General features: G+C 70.0%; 15 protein-coding genes. 14 read left to right on the top strand and 1 reads right to left on the bottom strand.

All coding sequences use genetic code 11. The annotated features are described in order from the left end of the window. The first annotated feature begins 5 nt into the window (after positions 1-5). The 14 genes from rpsE to truA all read left to right on the top strand — a co-directional run bounded on the left by rpsE (position 6) and on the right by truA (position 9,381). Positions 6-629, top strand: a complete 624-nt coding sequence (gene rpsE / locus ACIGZJ_RS10660; RefSeq protein ID WP_030055834.1) for a 30S ribosomal protein S5 — start codon at positions 6-8, stop codon at positions 627-629. Next, on the top strand, positions 629-811 hold the full coding sequence (gene rpmD / locus ACIGZJ_RS10655; RefSeq protein ID WP_030300409.1) for a 50S ribosomal protein L30: 183 nt from the start codon (positions 629-631) through the stop codon (positions 809-811). The genes rpsE and rpmD overlap by 1 nt, the downstream gene beginning before the upstream one ends. Position 812: 1 nt before the next feature. Further along, complete coding sequence (gene rplO / locus ACIGZJ_RS10650; protein WP_392941139.1) at positions 813-1,265, top strand: 50S ribosomal protein L15; 453 nt, start codon at positions 813-815, stop codon at positions 1,263-1,265. A gap of 314 nt (positions 1,266-1,579) precedes the next feature. Next, a complete protein-coding gene (gene secY / locus ACIGZJ_RS10645; RefSeq protein ID WP_392941137.1) occupies positions 1,580-2,890 on the top strand; it encodes a preprotein translocase subunit SecY in 1,311 nt (436 codons plus the stop codon). Further along, positions 2,890-3,543, top strand: coding sequence for an adenylate kinase (locus tag ACIGZJ_RS10640; RefSeq protein ID WP_392941135.1), 654 nt, complete (start codon positions 2,890-2,892; stop codon positions 3,541-3,543). Before secY ends, ACIGZJ_RS10640 begins: the two co-directional genes overlap by 1 nt. Positions 3,544-3,669: 126 nt before the next feature. Continuing rightward, positions 3,670-4,509 (top strand): type I methionyl aminopeptidase, encoded by an 840-nt coding sequence (gene map, locus ACIGZJ_RS10635; RefSeq protein WP_396456874.1) that lies wholly within the window; start codon positions 3,670-3,672, stop codon positions 4,507-4,509. A gap of 108 nt (positions 4,510-4,617) precedes the next feature. Then, entirely contained in the window at positions 4,618-5,043 is a 426-nt protein-coding gene (mscL, locus tag ACIGZJ_RS10630; RefSeq protein WP_396456873.1) for a large conductance mechanosensitive channel protein MscL, read from the top strand. 169 nt (positions 5,044-5,212) lie between these two features. Beyond that, on the top strand, positions 5,213-5,434 hold the full coding sequence (gene infA / locus ACIGZJ_RS10625) for a translation initiation factor IF-1 (protein ID WP_003956442.1): 222 nt from the start codon (positions 5,213-5,215) through the stop codon (positions 5,432-5,434). Positions 5,435-5,467: 33 nt separating this feature from the next. Then, complete coding sequence (gene rpmJ / locus ACIGZJ_RS10620) at positions 5,468-5,581, top strand: 50S ribosomal protein L36 (protein ID WP_003956441.1); 114 nt, start codon at positions 5,468-5,470, stop codon at positions 5,579-5,581. Positions 5,582-5,760: 179 nt separating this feature from the next. After that, on the top strand, positions 5,761-6,141 hold the full coding sequence (gene rpsM, locus ACIGZJ_RS10615) for a 30S ribosomal protein S13 (protein WP_392941131.1): 381 nt from the start codon (positions 5,761-5,763) through the stop codon (positions 6,139-6,141). A 72-nt stretch (positions 6,142-6,213) separates the two neighbouring features. Next, a complete protein-coding gene (gene rpsK / locus ACIGZJ_RS10610; protein WP_030232513.1) occupies positions 6,214-6,621 on the top strand; it encodes a 30S ribosomal protein S11 in 408 nt (135 codons plus the stop codon). A 140-nt stretch (positions 6,622-6,761) separates the two neighbouring features. Next, positions 6,762-7,784 carry a DNA-directed RNA polymerase subunit alpha gene (locus ACIGZJ_RS10605; protein ID WP_030055844.1) on the top strand — a complete coding sequence of 341 codons (1,023 nt, stop codon included), beginning with the start codon at positions 6,762-6,764 and terminating at the stop codon, positions 7,782-7,784. Positions 7,785-7,909: 125 nt separating this feature from the next. Continuing rightward, positions 7,910-8,389, top strand: coding sequence for a 50S ribosomal protein L17 (gene rplQ, locus ACIGZJ_RS10600; protein ID WP_396456872.1), 480 nt, complete (start codon positions 7,910-7,912; stop codon positions 8,387-8,389). Positions 8,390-8,466: 77 nt separating this feature from the next. After that, positions 8,467-9,381, top strand: coding sequence for a tRNA pseudouridine(38-40) synthase TruA (truA, locus tag ACIGZJ_RS10595; protein WP_396456871.1), 915 nt, complete (start codon positions 8,467-8,469; stop codon positions 9,379-9,381). A gap of 209 nt (positions 9,382-9,590) precedes the next feature. Here the strand turns inward: truA and ACIGZJ_RS10590 are convergent, their stop codons facing one another. Beyond that, entirely contained in the window at positions 9,591-16,067 is a 6,477-nt protein-coding gene (locus tag ACIGZJ_RS10590) for an amino acid adenylation domain-containing protein (protein WP_396456870.1), read from the bottom strand. Positions 16,068-16,166 lie beyond the last annotated feature (99 nt).

Raw genomic sequence — 16,166 nt, 5'->3', positions numbered from 1 at the left:
TTCCAATGGCTGGACCCCAGCGCCGCGGTAGCGGCGCCGGCGGCGGCACCGGCGGTGGCGAGCGGCGCGACCGTAAGCGTGACGACCGGGGCAACGCCCCCGCCGTCGAGAAGACCGCTTACGTCGAGCGTGTCGTCGCGATCAACCGTGTCGCCAAGGTTGTCAAGGGTGGTCGTCGTTTCAGCTTCACCGCGCTGGTCGTGGTGGGCGACGGTGACGGCACCGTAGGTGTCGGCTACGGGAAGGCGAAGGAGGTTCCGGCCGCCATCGCCAAGGGTGTTGAGGAGGCCAAGAAGAACTTCTTCAAGGTCCCCCGTATCCAGGGCACCATCCCGCACCCGATCCAGGGCGAGAAGGCTGCCGGCGTCGTGCTCCTGAAGCCGGCCGCCCCCGGTACCGGTGTTATCGCCGGTGGCCCGGTGCGTGCCGTGCTGGAGTGCGCGGGCATCCACGACATCCTGTCGAAGTCGCTCGGCTCCGACAACGCGATCAACATCGTGCACGCCACCGTGGCTGCTCTGAAGGGCCTCGTGCGCCCCGAGGAGATCGCCGCGCGTCGTGGCCTGCCGCTGGAGGACGTGGCTCCCGCGGCTCTGCTGCGGGCTCGTGCTGCAGGGGTGAGCGCCTGATGGCTCGCCTGAAGATCACGCAGACCAAGTCCTACATCGGCAGCAAGCAGAACCACCGCGAGACGCTGCGCTCGCTGGGTCTGAAGCGCATGCACGATGTGGTCGTCAAGGAGGACCGTCCCGAGATCCGCGGGATGGCCCAGACCGTGCGTCACCTCGTCACGGTCGAGGAGGTGGACTGAGATGGCTGACTCGCCGATCAAGATCCACAACCTGCGTCCCGCCCCGGGTGCCAAGACCGACAAGATCCGTGTCGGCCGTGGTGAAGGCTCCAAGGGTAAGACCGCCGGTCGTGGTACCAAGGGCACCAAGGCCCGCTACCAGGTTCCGCAGCGCTTCGAGGGTGGCCAGATGCCCCTCCACATGCGCCTGCCGAAGCTGAAGGGCTTCAAGAACCCGTTCAAGATCACGTTCCAGGTTGTCAACCTCGACAAGCTGGCCGAGCTCTACCCGCAGGGTGGCGAGGTCACTGTCGAGGACCTGATCGCCAAGGGCGCGGTTCGCAAGAACTCCCTCGTCAAGGTGCTCGGCACCGGCGAGATCTCGGTTGCGCTGCAGGTGACGGTGGACGCCGTCTCCGGCTCCGCCGCCGAGAAGATCACCGCCGCCGGCGGTACCGTCACCGAGCTCGTCTGAGCCCGCTGACCTCCCACGAGCCCCGCACCTCCCCTTCGGGAGGTGCGGGGCTCGTGTGTTTTCGCCTTCGCGGCTCCCGAGCGGGTACGGGCCTCGTTCTTTTGTGTGGCAAACCCGGGCATCCCGTACCCCATGCGTGGGGGAGGGGCCGTACGCGCTTCTTTCGAGTGGCTGCGCACTGTTAGAGTCCGTGGAGTTCCCTTGTAGGCTGCGCTAAGGCTCGCCTGTGCCGTCTGTACGGGAGCCCGAACCGCAAACTCCCCATTCAGGACCGACCCTCCCGCCGACGACGTGCGGGAGGCGCAGGAGGCACCGTGCTCAGTGCGTTCGCGCGGGCGTTCCAGACGCCCGACCTGCGCAAGAAGCTGCTGTTCACGCTGGGCATCATGGTGCTGTTCCGCCTGGGCTCGCACATTCCCGTACCGGGGGTCAGCTTCGAGGCCGTCAATGCTTGTGTGAAGGACACCAAGAACAGCGGCCTCTTCGCGCTGGTAAATCTCTTCAGCGGTAACGCGCTCCTTCAGCTGACGATCTTCGCGCTCGGCATCATGCCGTACATCACGGCCAGCATCATCCTCCAGCTCCTCACCGTCGTGATCCCGCGACTCGAGGCGCTGAAGAAGGAGGGTCAGGCCGGTACGGCGAAGATCACCCAGTACACGCGCTACCTGACCATCGCCCTCGCAGTCCTGCAGGGCACCGGCATCGTGGCGACGGCCTCCAGTGGGGCGCTGTTCTCGGGCTGCGTCTACGCCAACCAGATCGTGCCGGACCAGTCGGTCTTCCGGATCGCCGTCATGGTGATCACGATGACCGCGGGTACCACGTGCATCATGTGGCTCGGCGAGCTGATCACCGACCGCGGCATCGGCAACGGCATGTCGATCCTGATCTTCACCTCGATCGCCTCGGGCTTCCCGGGCTCGATGTGGGCGATCAAGACCTCCGGCACCATCGGCGGCGGCTGGGTCGAGTTCCTCTCCGTGGTCGCGGTCGGAATCATCGTTGTGATGCTGGTCATCTTCGTGGAGCAGGCACAGCGCCGGATTCCGGTGCAGTACGCGAAGCGGATGATCGGCCGCAAGGCGTTCGGCGGCACCTCGACCTACATCCCGCTCAAGGTGAACCAGGCCGGTGTCATCCCGGTCATCTTCGCCTCGTCGCTGCTGTACATTCCCGCCCTGGCGGTCCAGCTGACCAACAGCCAGGCGGGCTGGGCGACGTGGATCAGGACGAACTTCGTCAAGGGTGACCACCCCGTCTACATGGCCACCTACTTCCTGCTGATCGTCTTCTTCGCCTTCTTCTACGTGGCCATCTCCTTCAACCCCGAAGAAGTTGCCGACAATATGAAGAAGTATGGTGGGTTCATCCCGGGTATCCGGGCCGGCCGGCCGACGGCCGAGTACCTGAACTACGTGCTCACCCGCATCACGTGGCCGGGTTCGCTCTACCTGGGCCTGATCGCGTTGATCCCGATGATCGCCCTGGTCGCCTTCGGACAGCAGACCAACTTCCCGTTCGGCGGCACCAGCGTGCTCATCGTCGTCGGCGTCGGACTCGAAACTGTGAAGCAGATCGAGAGCCAGCTCCAGCAGCGCAATTACGAAGGGTTCCTCCGCTGATGCGTATCGTCCTCGTCGGGCCTCCCGGGGCCGGGAAGGGTACTCAGGCGCACCTGCTCGCCAAGACCCTGTCCATCCCCCACATCTCCACCGGCGACCTCTTCCGCGCCAACATCGGCCAGGGCACCCCTCTGGGGCTCGAGGCCAAGAGCTACATGGACGCGGGCCGGCTGGTGCCGGACGAGGTCACGATCGGGATGGCCAAGGACCGCATGCTCCAGCCGGACGCCGTCAACGGCTTCCTGCTGGACGGCTTCCCGCGCAACCTCGGCCAGGCCAAGGCGCTGGACGAGTTCCTCGCCGAGCACGGCATTGCGCTGGACGGCGTGCTGGACCTGGAGGTCCCCGAGGACGAGGTGGTCCGTCGGATCGCCGGTCGCCGACTGTGCCGCAACGACGGCGGCCACGTCTTCCACGTGGACTACAACCCGCCGAAGTCCGAGGGCGTCTGCGACGAGTGCGGCGGCGAGCTGTACCAGCGCTCGGACGACACCGAGGAGAAGGTGCGCACGCGCCTCGAGGTCTACCACACGGAGACCGAGCCGATCATCGACTACTACCGCCAGCAGGGCCTGGTCGAGACGATCCCGGCCCTCGGCAAGGTGGGCGAGGTCACCCAGCGCGCGATCGAGGCGCTGAAGCAGAACAGCTGAGCAACATCACGTACGTACGGCCGCGCACGCCCTTCGGGGCAGCGCGGCCGTACGGCGTCGTACGGTGGAACGAGTGCACGGCCGCCAGGCAAGGACCGGGCGGGAACCCAAGGAAGGCGTGACCAGATGGTGGAGATCAAGACCCCCGAGCAGATCGCGAAGATGCGAGTGGCCGGGCTGGTCGTCGCCGAGGCGCTGAAGGCCTGCCGGGAGGCGGTGGCTCCGGGGGTGACCACCCAGGAGCTCAACGACATCGCGGACAAGGTCATCACCGGCCACGGCGCCACCTCCAACTTCCGCGCGAACCACGGCGGCCTCTGGTTCCCGGGGGTGATCTGCGCCTCGGTGAACAACGAGGTCGTGCACGGCATCCCGGGGGAGCGGGTGCTCCAGGAGGGCGACCTGATCTCGATCGACTGCGGCGCCATCGTGGACGGCTGGCACGGCGACGCGGCGATCTCCGTCACGGTCGGCGAGGTCCGCCCCGAGGTGGAGATGCTCAGTCGGGTCACCGAGGGCTCGATGTGGGCCGGCATCGCCCAGATGAAGAAGAACAACCGGCTGGTCGACGTCTCCAAGGCGATCGAGGGCTTCATCCGCCGCCAGCCGCTGCCCCCCAAGGGCAAGTGGGGCATCACCGAGGGCTACGGCGGCCACGGCATCGGCACGGCCATGCACATGGAGCCGCACGTCCTGAACTACGTCGAGCGCGGCCGCGGCAAGGGCCCCAAGCTCGTCCCGGGCACCGTGCTGGCGATCGAGCCCATGGTCTCGCTGGGCACCCCCCACACGACCGTGCTGGAGGACGACTGGACGGTCGTCACCAACGACGGCACCTGGGCCTCGCACTGGGAGCACTCGGTGGCCGTCACCGAGCAGGGGCCGCTGGTCCTGACCTCCTTCGACGGCGGTCGGGCCGAACTGGCCAAGCTGGGTATCACCGCAGCTCCGGACCCCCTCGGCTAGCCGACGGCCGCGTCTGACAAGGGATCGGAGCCCTGGAGGTTTGGACCTCCAGGGCTTTTGTCCTATTTTTATCGGCTGGCAGTGGCTTCGAGCGACCAGGAGAGAGCAGTGTTCAAGGGATTCCGCGACTTCATGATGCGCGGCAACGTCGTCGACATGGCGGTCGGTGTCGTCATCGGCGCCGCCTTCACCGGTGTGGTGACCGGGTTCGTGTCGGCGTTCCTCACCCCGCTGGTGGGTGTGGTGGTCGGCGCGGCCGGCGACTTCAGCTCGTACAAGGCGACGGTGGCCGGCGTCACCTTCCCGTACGGGCAGTTCCTGAACGTGCTGATCGCGTTCATCATGACCGCCGCGGTGCTGTACTTCTGCGTCGTGCTGCCGGTGACCAAGGCCACCGCCCGCTACATGCCGAAGAAGCCGAAGGCCCCGAAGCGCCCGTGCCCCGAGTGCCTGACCGAGATCCCGGAGGCGGCCCGCCGCTGCTCGGCCTGCACCGCGCACGTCGAGCCGCTGGCGATCATGGCCAAGCGCTGACCCTCCGGGCTCCGTTTTGGTGCATCCGACGTGCTGGCGTAGGATGGACCGTCGGCTCACTCGTAGCGTGCTTCAGCACGCCCTCTTCCCTCACGGGTCGGGGTGAACCCAGGTTCGCACGAGCGTGCCGCATACGGTAGCCGGTCCCGGAAGGTGGATCTCGCAGTTCATGGCTAAGAAGCAAGGCGCCATTGAGATCGAGGGCACCGTGATCGAGTCTCTTCCGAACGCGATGTTCAAGGTCGAGCTGCAGAACGGTCACAAGGTCCTCGCGCACATCAGCGGCAAGATGCGCATGCACTACATCCGCATCCTGCCGGACGACCGGGTCGTCGTGGAGCTCAGCCCCTACGACCTCACGCGCGGCCGGATCGTCTACCGCTACAAGTAACAACGTCAGATCTAGACCCGGAGAACCTGAGACATGAAGGTCAAGCCGAGCGTCAAGAAGATCTGCGACAAGTGCAAGGTGATCCGCCGTCACGGCCGGGTCATGGTGATCTGCGACAACCTGCGCCACAAGCAGCGCCAGGGCTGATTGCTCTCCCCCAGCATTTCTCGTAGTACTTCGCGCGACGCGAAAACGTCATAAGCGGGCCACCCGATCCGTCCCACGAAGGGCGGACTGCCGCCCCCGGTCAGAGGCCGGGGCTCCCTCACCGTGAGGTGTCGGAGTAGGTGGCACGCAAGACCTCTGAAGAAACACAGGAGCCATGAATGGCACGCCTCGCCGGCGTTGATCTCCCCCGTGAGAAGCGGATCGAGATCGCCCTTACGTACGTGTACGGCATCGGCCGTACCCGCGCTCAGCAGACCCTGTCCGAGACCGGTGTCAACCCGGATGTCCGCGTTCGCGACATCTCCGAGGAAGACCTTGTGAAGCTCGGCCAGTACATCGACGCCAACTACACGGTCGAGGGTGACCTCCGCCGTGAGGTGGCCGCCGACATCCGCCGCAAGGTCGAGATCGGTTGCTACGAGGGTCTGCGTCACCGCCGTGGCCTGCCGGTCCGCGGTCAGCGCACCCACACCAACGCGCGTACCCGCAAGGGCCCGCGTCGCGCGATTGCCGGTAAGAAGAAGCCGGGCAAGAAGTAGTCCGTCCCGTAACCGGACATCCCTCCGGCCCGCGGGTCAGCGGACCGACCACCTCAGTAGGAGAACAGACTTATGCCCCCCAAGGGTCGTCAGGCTGCCGGCGCGAAGAAGATCCGCCGCAAGGAAAAGAAGAACGTCGCTCACGGCCACGCGCACATCAAGAGCACGTTCAACAACACCATCGTTTCGATCACCGACCCCGCGGGCAACGTGATCTCCTGGGCCTCCGCCGGCCACGTCGGCTTCAAGGGCTCGCGCAAGTCCACCCCGTTCGCCGCGCAGATGGCCGCCGAGGCCGCTGCCCGTCGCGCGCAGGAGCACGGCATGCGCAAGGTTGACGTCTTCGTGAAGGGTCCGGGCTCCGGCCGCGAGACCGCGATCCGTTCGCTCCAGGCCACCGGCCTGGAGGTCGGCTCGATCCAGGACGTCACCCCCACCCCGCACAACGGCTGCCGTCCGCCGAAGCGCCGCCGCGTTTGATGGTGGGCCTTCGGGCATCGGTGTTGCTTTAAACCACGTACGGGGTCCTGCGCAGTGAATGTCGCTGTGTGCAGGACCCCGTACGCTGGTTCTGTTCGGCATCAAATAGTGGGTGCCGAAGACAACTGGAGGATCTGAACATGCTGATCGCTCAGCGCCCCTCGCTGACCGAAGAGGTCGTCGACGAATTCCGCTCGCGGTTCGTGATCGAGCCGCTGGAGCCGGGCTTCGGCTACACCCTCGGCAACTCCCTGCGCCGTACCCTCCTGTCGTCGATCCCGGGTGCCGCTGTCACCAGCATCCGCATCGACGGCGTCCTGCACGAGTTCACCACCGTGCCGGGCGTCAAGGAGGACGTCACCGACCTCATCCTCAACATCAAGCAGCTGGTCGTCTCCTCGGAGCACGACGAGCCGGTCGTGATGTACCTGCGCAAGCAGGGCCCGGGTGTCGTCACCGCCGCCGACATCGCGCCGCCGGCCGGTGTCGAGGTGCACAACCCCGAGCTGGTCCTCGCCACGCTGAACGGCAAGGGCAAGCTGGAGATGGAGCTGACCGTCGAGCGCGGTCGCGGCTACGTCTCCGCGGTCCAGAACAAGGCCTCCGGCCAGGAGATCGGCCGCATCCCGGTCGACTCGATCTACAGCCCCGTGCTGAAGGTCACCTACAAGGTCGAGGCCACCCGTGTCGAGCAGCGGACCGACTTCGACAAGCTGATCGTCGACGTCGAGACCAAGCCCGCCATGCGCCCGCGTGACGCCATGGCCTCGGCCGGCAAGACCCTGGTGGAGCTGTTCGGTCTCGCCCGCGAGCTGAACATCGACGCCGAGGGCATCGACATGGGCCCGTCCCCGACGGACGCCGCCCTGGCCGCCGACCTGGCGCTGCCGATCGAGGAGCTGGAGCTCACCGTTCGGTCGTACAACTGCCTCAAGCGCGAGGGCATCCACACCGTGGGTGAGCTCGTCGCCCGCTCCGAGGCCGACCTGCTCGACATCCGCAACTTTGGTGCGAAGTCGATCGACGAGGTCAAGGCGAAGCTGGCCGGCATGGGCCTGGCCCTCAAGGACAGCCCGCCCGGGTTCGACCCGACCGCCGCCGCCGACGCCTTCGGCGCCGACGACCTGGACGACGCGGGTTACGCGGAGACCGAGCAGTACTAAGAGTTTGGGGCGGGGGCGGCTCCCCGGAGCCGTCCCCGCCACCACGAAAGTCGTACGGGCAACAGTGCCGGTACGCCCGCTGCGGTACCTGATACGGCCGTAGTCGGAGATTCAAGGAGTAATCCATGCCGCGTCCCACCAAGGGTGCCCGCCTCGGCGGCGGCCCGCACCACGAGCCGCTGCTGCTCGCCGGTCTGTGCCGGGAGCTCTTCCAGTACGGCCGCATCACCACGACCGAGGCCAAGGCCCGTCGGATGCGCCCGCTGGCGGAGAAGCTGATCACCAAGGCGAAGAAGGGCGACATCCACAACCGTCGCCTGGTTCGCAAGACGATCACCGACGTCTCGGTGCTGCACACCCTCTTCACCGAGATCGCGCCGCGCTACGAGAACCGCCCGGGTGGTTACACCCGTATCACCAAGATCGGTCCCCGTCGTGGCGACAACGCCCCGATGGCCGTGATCGAGCTGGTCGAGGCGCTGACCGTCGCGCAGACCGCCGTCGGCGAGGCCGAGGGCGCCACCAAGCGCGCCGTCAAGGAGGCCGAGGCGGCCAAGGTCGAGGAGACCAAGGCCGACGAGGCCGTCGAGGCCGAGCAGGCCTGACACCTTTAGGTGTTGCGGGCCCGTTCTCCCATTCGTGGGGGAGCGGGCCCGTTCCTTATCCCCTGGGAGTAGTAGCAGTGGCCAACGATTGCGTGGAGCAGCCCCCCGTGAAGGACGGCCCGGCCGACGGGCACGTCCGGATCCGGCTCGACCTCGCCTACCACGGCGCCGAGTTCTCCGGCTGGGCCCGCCAGCGCGGTGGCCGCCGGACGGTGCAGGAGGAGATCGAGAGCGCGCTGCAGATCGTCACCCGCAGCCCCGGGTCGTTCCCGCTGACGGTCGCCGGGCGCACCGACGCCGGGGTGCACGCGCGCGGCCAGGTCGCCCACGTCGACCTCCCGGAGGAGCTCTGGGCCGAGCACGGCGGGAAGCTGCTGCGCAGGCTGGCCGGGCGGCTGCCCGGTGACATCCGGATCTACCGGGTGGGCGAGGCGCCGGCCGGCTTCGACGCGCGGTTCTCGGCGGTCTGGCGGCGGTACGCCTACCGGGTCGCGGACCACCCCGGCGGGGTCGACCCGCTGCTGCGCGGGCACGTGCTCTGGCACGACCGGCCGCTGGACGTCGACCGGATGAACGAGGCCGCCGAGCTGCTGCTCGGCGAACACGACTTCGCCGCGTACTGCAAGAAGCGCGAGGGCGCGACCACCATCCGCACCCTGCTGGAGCTGCACTGGGACCGCGTCCCGGTGGACGGCTACGCGGCGCAGGAGGGCTCGCTCGCGGTCGCCACCGTCCGGGCCGACGCCTTCTGCCACAACATGGTCCGGGCCCTGGTCGGCGCGATGCTGCTGGTCGGGGACGGGCACCGGCCGGTGGACTTCCCCGGGGAGGTGCTGGCCGGGGGGGTGCGCAACTCCGCGGTCAACGTGATCCGGCCGTACGGGCTGACGCTGGAGGAGGTCGGCTACCCGCCGGACGACCAGCTCGCCGAGCGCAACCGGGCCGCCCGGCGGATGCGCACGCTGCCCGGTGCCGACCGGGCGACGGTCTGATCGGACGGCGGGGCGGCCCGGGCTGGTCGGGTCTGGCCGGGTCCGGGCTGGCCGGGTCCGGGCTGGTCGGGTCGGGGGCTGCCGAGGGCTGCAACGAAGGGGTCCGCCCGGTCTGGTCGACCGGGCGGACCCCTTCAGGCGTTCAGGCGTTCAGGCGTTCCGCTGACGGGGCCCGGCGGTGCTCGCCGGGCCCCGTCCGCGGTGCCGGGTCAGCCGAGGGTCTCCGCGCCGTCCGATCCCGACCGCTCCGCCATGGCGTTCCAGGCCTCCCGCAGCCGGTCGGGCTCGACCAGCTCCGCGTGGGTGCAGGCGATCGGGTGCTCCCGGACCCCGCCGGAGGCGTAGGGCTCCCAGATCCCGGCCGGGCGGGCGCTCGCCGGCTTGTCACCGGTGGCGACGACGAGCAGCAGCTCCCCGTCGAAGGTGCGCGGCGTGTGCTCCCGCATCAGCCTGGCGTTGTTCCGGATCACCCGGGCGGCCGTCTCGACCTCCTCGTCGGTGAGCTCGATGACCGAGTCGCCGCCCCGGATGATCTCCGCGAGGTCGGCCATCTCGGCGGCCTCGGCGGCCTCGGCGGCCTCGGCGTTGTCGGTCGTCCCGGCGCCCGGTGCCTGACCGGCCGCGTCGCCGGAGCCGCTCGGCGGGACGGTCACCATGGTCTCCAGCAGGTTCAACGGGTAGGAGTCCAGCAGGGTCAGCCCTGCCACCTGCTCGCCGGCGGCCCTGAGCTGTACCGCCATCTCGTGCGCGACCACGCCGCCGAAGGACCAGCCCATCAGGTGGTACGGGCCGGACGCCTGGACGGTGCGGATCCGCTCGACGTACTCCGCCGCCATCTCCTCGATGGAGAGGGGCAGTTCGGGCGAACCGTCGAGCCCCCGGGCCTGCAGCCCGTAGAGCGGGTGCTCCGTCGGCACGATGCGGGCCAGCGGCGAGTAGCACCAGCTCAGCCCCCCGCCGGGGTGGATGGAGAACAGCGGTGCGCGCTCCCCGTGCGGGCGGATCGGCAGCAGCATGCCGAGGGCGTCCTGCGAGGTGCCGAGGCCCAGCCGCGCGCCGAGGCCGGCGATGGTGGGCGTCTCGAACAGCGCCCGGATGCCGACCTCGATGCCCAGCACCGCACGGATCCGGCTGACCAGCGTGGTCGCCAGCAGGGAGTGGCCGCCGAGCTCGAAGAAGTTGTCGTCGATGCCGACGCCCGGCAGGCCGAGGACCTCGGCGAAGACCGTGCAGAGGACCTCTTCCTGGGCGGTGCGGGGCGCCCGCCCGGAGGCGCCGACCGCGTAGTCCGGCGCGGGCAGCGCCCGGTGGTCGAGCTTGCCGTTGGCGGTCAGGGGCAGGGCCTCCAGCTGCACGATGGCGCTGGGGACCATGTAGTCGGGGAGCTCCGAGGCGATGTGCTTGCGCAGCAGCAGGGTGTCCACCGCCTCCGGTGCGGCGGCGACGACGTACGCGACGAGGCGCTTGTCCCCGGGGTTGTCCTCGCGGGCGACGGCGGTGGCCTGGGCGACCGAGGGGTGTGCGGCCAGGACCGATTCGACCTCGCCGAGCTCGATCCGGAAACCGCGGATCTTCACCTGCGCGTCGGCCCGGCTCACGTACTCCAGGTTGCCGTCGGCGCGTCGGCGCACCAGGTCGCCGGTGCGGTACATCCGCTCGCCGGGCTCGCCGAACGGGTTGGCGGTGAAGCGCTCGGCGGACAGGCCCGGGCGGCCCAGGTAGCCGCGGGCCAGCTGGGCACCGGCGACGTAGAGCTCGCCGACGGTGCCGGGCGGGACGGGCTGGAGGTGGGAGTCCAGGACGTAGAGGCGGGTGTTCCAGATCGGGTGCCCGATGGGGACGGCCCGGTCCGGTACCGCGTCCGAGGGGAGGACCCGGTACTCCATGCACCCGACCGTCGCCTCGGTCGGACCGTACTCGTTCACCACGGTGGCCCCCGGGCGGACCTTCCGCCAGGCGTCGAGGACCTCGCCGAGCAGCTGCTCGCCGCCGACGACCAGCTCGCCGCTCGGTGAGAAGCCCTCCGGAAGCACCGAGAGCAGGGGGATGTGACTGGGCGTCCCCTTGAGGAACGTCAGCCGGTCGCCGCCCTGGACGCGTGCGCCGTCCTCCAGGGGCGCGATCTCGATGCGGCCGCCGCTGATCAGCGGCGCGTACAGCGTCGTCACGGCGAGGTCGAAGGCGACCGAGGAGTGCAGCAGCGTCCCGCCCCGGACGGAGGGGTAGGCCTCGACGCTCCACCGCAGGTAGTGGGCCAGGGCGCTGTGCTCGATCACGACGCCCTTGGGGCGGCCGGTGGAGCCGGAGGTGTAGATGACGTAGACGGGGTGGCTGGGCAGGAGGGCGCTGACGGGGTCGGTGGTGTCGAGCCCGGCGAGGCGGGTGAGGGTGTCCGGGTCGTCGAGGACGATCCGGGCGACGGACTCGGCCTCGGGGAGGGTCCGCCGGGTGCGCTCGCTGGTGATGACCAGGGCGGGCCGGGCGTCGCCGAGCATGTAGCCGATGCGCTCGGCGGGGTAGTCGGGGTCGATCGGCAGGTAGGCGCCGCCGGCCTTGAGGACCGCGAGGAGCGCGGTGACGAGGTCGGTGGAGCGTTCCAGGTGGATGCCGACCAGGGTCTCGGGGCCGACGCCGTGCTCGGTCAGCAGGTGGGCGAGGCGGTTGGCGCGCTCGTTCAGCTCCGCGTAGGTCGACTCCGCGCCCTGGTGGACGAGGGCGGTGGCGTCGGGGGTGCGGGCCGCCTGGGCCTGGAACAGCTCGGGCAGGGTGGTGGCGGGGAGCTCGCGGTCGGTGTCGTTCCAGCCGGTGAGGATGAGGGCGCGCTCGGCCGGGTCGAGGATCTCGATCCGGCTGACGGGCTGCTCGGGGTCGGTGACGGCGGCCGTCAGGACCCGGGTGAAGCGCTGGGCCATGGTGGCGACGGTCGCGTGGTCGAACAGGTCGAGGGCGAAGGTGACGGCTCCCTGGAGGCCGGCGGGTCGGCCCTGTGCGTCGAAGAGTTCGCCGAACTGGAAGTCCAGGTCGAATTTCGCGGGGAGCTCGCCGCTGGGCAGGGCGGTGGCGGTGAGGCCGGGGAGGTGGAGTCGGGTGCTGCTGTTGTTCTGCAGGGTGAGCATGACCTGGAACAGCGGGTGCCGGGCCATCGAGCGGGTGGGGGCGAGCTCCTCGACGAGGCGCTCGAAGGGGATGTCCTGGTGGGCGAAGGCGCCGAGGCCGGCGTCCTGGACACGGCCCAGGAGCTCGCCGAAGCTCGGGTCGCCGTCCAGGTCGGTGCGCATGACCAGGGTGTTGATGAAGAAGCCGACCAGGTCGTCGAGGGCTTCGTCGGTGCGTCCGGCGATGGGCGTGCCGAGCGGGATGTCGGTGCCCGCGCCGAGGCGGGAGAGCAAGGCCGCCAGGGCCGTCTGGAGGACCATGAACATGGTGACGCCGCGGGAGCGGGCCAAGTCGCTGAGCTGCTGGTGCAGTTCGGCGGGCACCTGGACGGGCAGGGTGGCACCCCGGTGGGTGGCGACGGGCGGGCGGGGCCGGTCGGTGGGCAGCTGGAGTTCCTCCGGCAGGTCGGCGAGGGCCTTGCGCCAGTGGGTGAGCTGCTGGGACAGCACGCTGGCGGGGTCGGTGTCCTCGCCGAGGAGCTGCTGCTGCCACAGGGTGTAGTCGGCGTACTGCACCGGCAGCGCCGCCCAGGTGGGGGCGTTGCCTTCGAGTCGGGCCGCGTAGGCGGTGGAGATGTCGCGGGCGAGCGGGCCCATGGACCAGCCGTCGCCCGCGATGTGGTGGACGATCAGCAGCAGGACCTGCTCCTGCGGCCCGGTGGTGAACAGCTCCGCACGCAGCGGGACCTGGGTGGACAGATCGAAGACGTACCCGGCCGCGTCCGCCAGGGCCTGCTCCAGACCGGCCTCGGTGACCTCGGTGACGGGGAGGTCGAAGGCGACCGCCGCGGGGTCGAGGACGTGCTGGTGGGGCTGACCGTCGGCGGTGCGGAAGACGGTGCGCAGGACTTCGTGGCGCTTGATGACGTCGTGCAGTGCGGCTCGGAGGGCCTCGTGGTCGAGGGTGCCGCTGAGCCGCAGTGCGGTGGGGATGTTGTAGGTGGCGCTGGGGCCTTCGAGCTCGCCGAGGAACCAGAGTCGGCGCTGGGCGGCGGACAGCGGTACCGCGTCCGGGCGCTCGTCGGCGGTCAGCGCGAGCCGGGTCGTGCCGGCTGCGCCCAGGCGCTCGGCCAGGCCGGCGACGGTCGGGGCCTCGAAGAGGGTGCGGATGCCGACCTCGACACCGAGTGCGGTGCGGATGCGGCTGACCAGGCGGGTGGCGAGCAGGGAGTGGCCGCCGAGCTCGAAGAAGCTGTCGTCGATGGTCACCGAGGTGACGCCGAGGACCTCGGCGAAGACGGTGCAGAGGGCCTCCTCCTGCTCGGTCCGCGGTGCCCGGCCGGAGGCGTCGGCCGTGAAGTCCGGGGCGGGCAGGGCCTTGCGGTCGAGCTTGCCGTTGGCCGTCAGCGGCAAGGTCTCCAGCAGCATGATCGCGCTGGGGACCATGTAGTCGGGGAGCTCCGAGGCGAGGTGCCTGCGCAGCGCCTCGGTGTCCGCGGCCTGCGGTGAGACCGGGACGACGTAGCCGATCAGGCGCTTGTCGCCGGGGTTGTCCTCGCGGACGATCACGGTGGCCTGGGCGACCGAGGGGTAAGCGGCCAGTGCGGACTCGACCTCGCCGAGCTCGATCCGGAAGCCGCGGATCTTCACCTGGTCGTCGGCGCGGCCGGCGAACTCCAGGGTGCCGTCCGCGCGCCAGCGCACCAGGTCACCGGTGCGGTACATCCGCTCGCCGGGAGTGCCGAACGGGTCGGCGACGAAGCGCTCGGCCGACAGGCCCGGGCGGTTCAGGTAGCCGCGGGCCAGACCCGCACCCGCCACGTACAGCTCACCCACCGCTCCCGGCGGGACCAGCTGCAGTCCGCCGTCCAGGACGTAGACGGCGGTGTTGTCCAGCGGTCGGCCGATCGGCAGGGTGCTCCCGACGTTCGCGGCGGCGTCCACGGAGTGCTGGGTCGCGCAGAGCGTCACCTCGGTCGGCCCGTACAGGTGCCGTACGACGATCCCGGCGTTCGCGTCCAGCACGCGCCGGACCGCTCCGGAGGGCACGACATCCCCTCCGGTGAGGACCTCGCGCACGCCGGCGAAGGACCCCGGGTCCTCCTCGGCCATGACCCGGAACAGGCCGGCCGTGACGTGGATGTGGGTGATCCCGTGCCGCACGATCAGCGAGCGCACGGCGGCGGCGTCCAGGTCCCCGGTCGGGGCGACCACGACCTCGCCGCCCGCGAGCAGCGGGACCCAGAGCTCGTAGGTCGAGGCGTCGAAGGCGTGCGGGGCGTGCAGGAGCACCCGGTCGGTGTGGCCCAGGTGCCAGCAGCCGTCCGAGGCCAGCTCCACGACGTCACGGTGCGTGGTCGCGATGCCCTTCGGCGTCCCGGTGGAGCCGGAGGTGTACATCACGTACGCGAGGTGCTCCGGCCGGGTGGCGTGGGCCGGGTCGGTGGCGTCCGCGATGCTGCTCCCGGTCTCCGGCCCGACGGTCAGGACGGTCACGCCCTGCTCGGCCGCCGTCGCCGCGAACCCGTGGCCGCTCATGGCCGAGTCGACCAGCAGGATCCGCGCGGCGGTGTCCTGGAGGATCAGGTTCATCCGGTCGGCGGGCGCCCGGGTGTCGATGGGGAGGTAGGCGCCGCCGGCCTTGAGGATCGCGAGCAGGGAGACGACCAGCTCGGTGGAGCGCTCCATGAGCACGCCGACGAGGCTGTCGGGGCCGACGCCCTGCTCGGCCAGCAGCCGGGCGAGGCGGTTGGCGCGGGCGTTCAGCTCCGCGTAGGTGAGCCGGTCGTCCCGGTGGCTGAGCGCGACGGCGTCGGGGGTGCGGTTCACCTGGGCTTCGAACAGCTGGTGCAGCGTCCCGGCGGGGGTGTGCGCCGCCGTGTCGTTCCAGTCGGCGAGCAGCCGGTGGCGCTCGGCGTCGTCGAGGACGCCGATGCTGTGCAGCGGGGTGTGGGGTGCCGTTTCGAGCGCCGCGGTCAGGTTGTCGGTCGCGGTGTGCAGCAGGGTGGCGACGAGGGCCGGGTCGATGGGTGCGGCGGCCTGGACGGTGAGGAGGAAGCCGGTGCCGGTGTCGTCGACGGAGACCGCGAGCGGGTAGGTGGCGCCCTCCTGGCTGTGCAGGAGCTCGACGCCTTCGAGCGCGGACTCCGGTCCGTGCTCGGCGCCGCCGCTGTGGCGGTAGTTGAGGAAGGAGCTGAACAGCGGGGTCTGAGCAGGGAGGTCGCTGGCCTGCTGGGCGAGGACGAGGGGGGCGTGCTCGTGGACGAGGAGGTCCGCGAGCTGCGTCTGGGTGGCGCGCAGGGCCTCGATGGCGGTCGTGTCACCGGTGCGGACGCGGACGGGGAGGGTGTTGATGAACAGTCCGGGGACGCGGTCGGCGCCCGAGCCGGCCTGCATGCGGCCGAACAGGACGGTGCCGAAGACGACGTCGTCGAGGGTGGAGGTGGCCGCGACCACCCGCGCCCACGCGAGGTGCAGGACGGTGGCCGGGCTGACGCCGAGCCGGCGGGCCTGGTCCCTCAGCCGCTGGGCGAGCGAGGCGTCCATCGGCACGGTGGCCTCGGCGTCGGGCTCGTCCGCCCTGGTGGTCAACTGGCCGAAGGGTGCGGTGGGTTCGGTGATGTCGCCGAGGAGGTTGGTGAAGAACTTCTGGTGTTCTTCGCGGGGGATGCGGAGGCGGGCTTGGGCGAC

Origin of the sequence: Kitasatospora sp. NPDC052868 (assembly GCF_044547105.1) — a bacterium.
GTDB lineage: Bacteria > Actinomycetota > Actinomycetes > Streptomycetales > Streptomycetaceae > Kitasatospora.
Note: the sequence above shows the minus strand (reverse complement) of the source record. Positions and strands in the feature narration are given on the sequence as shown.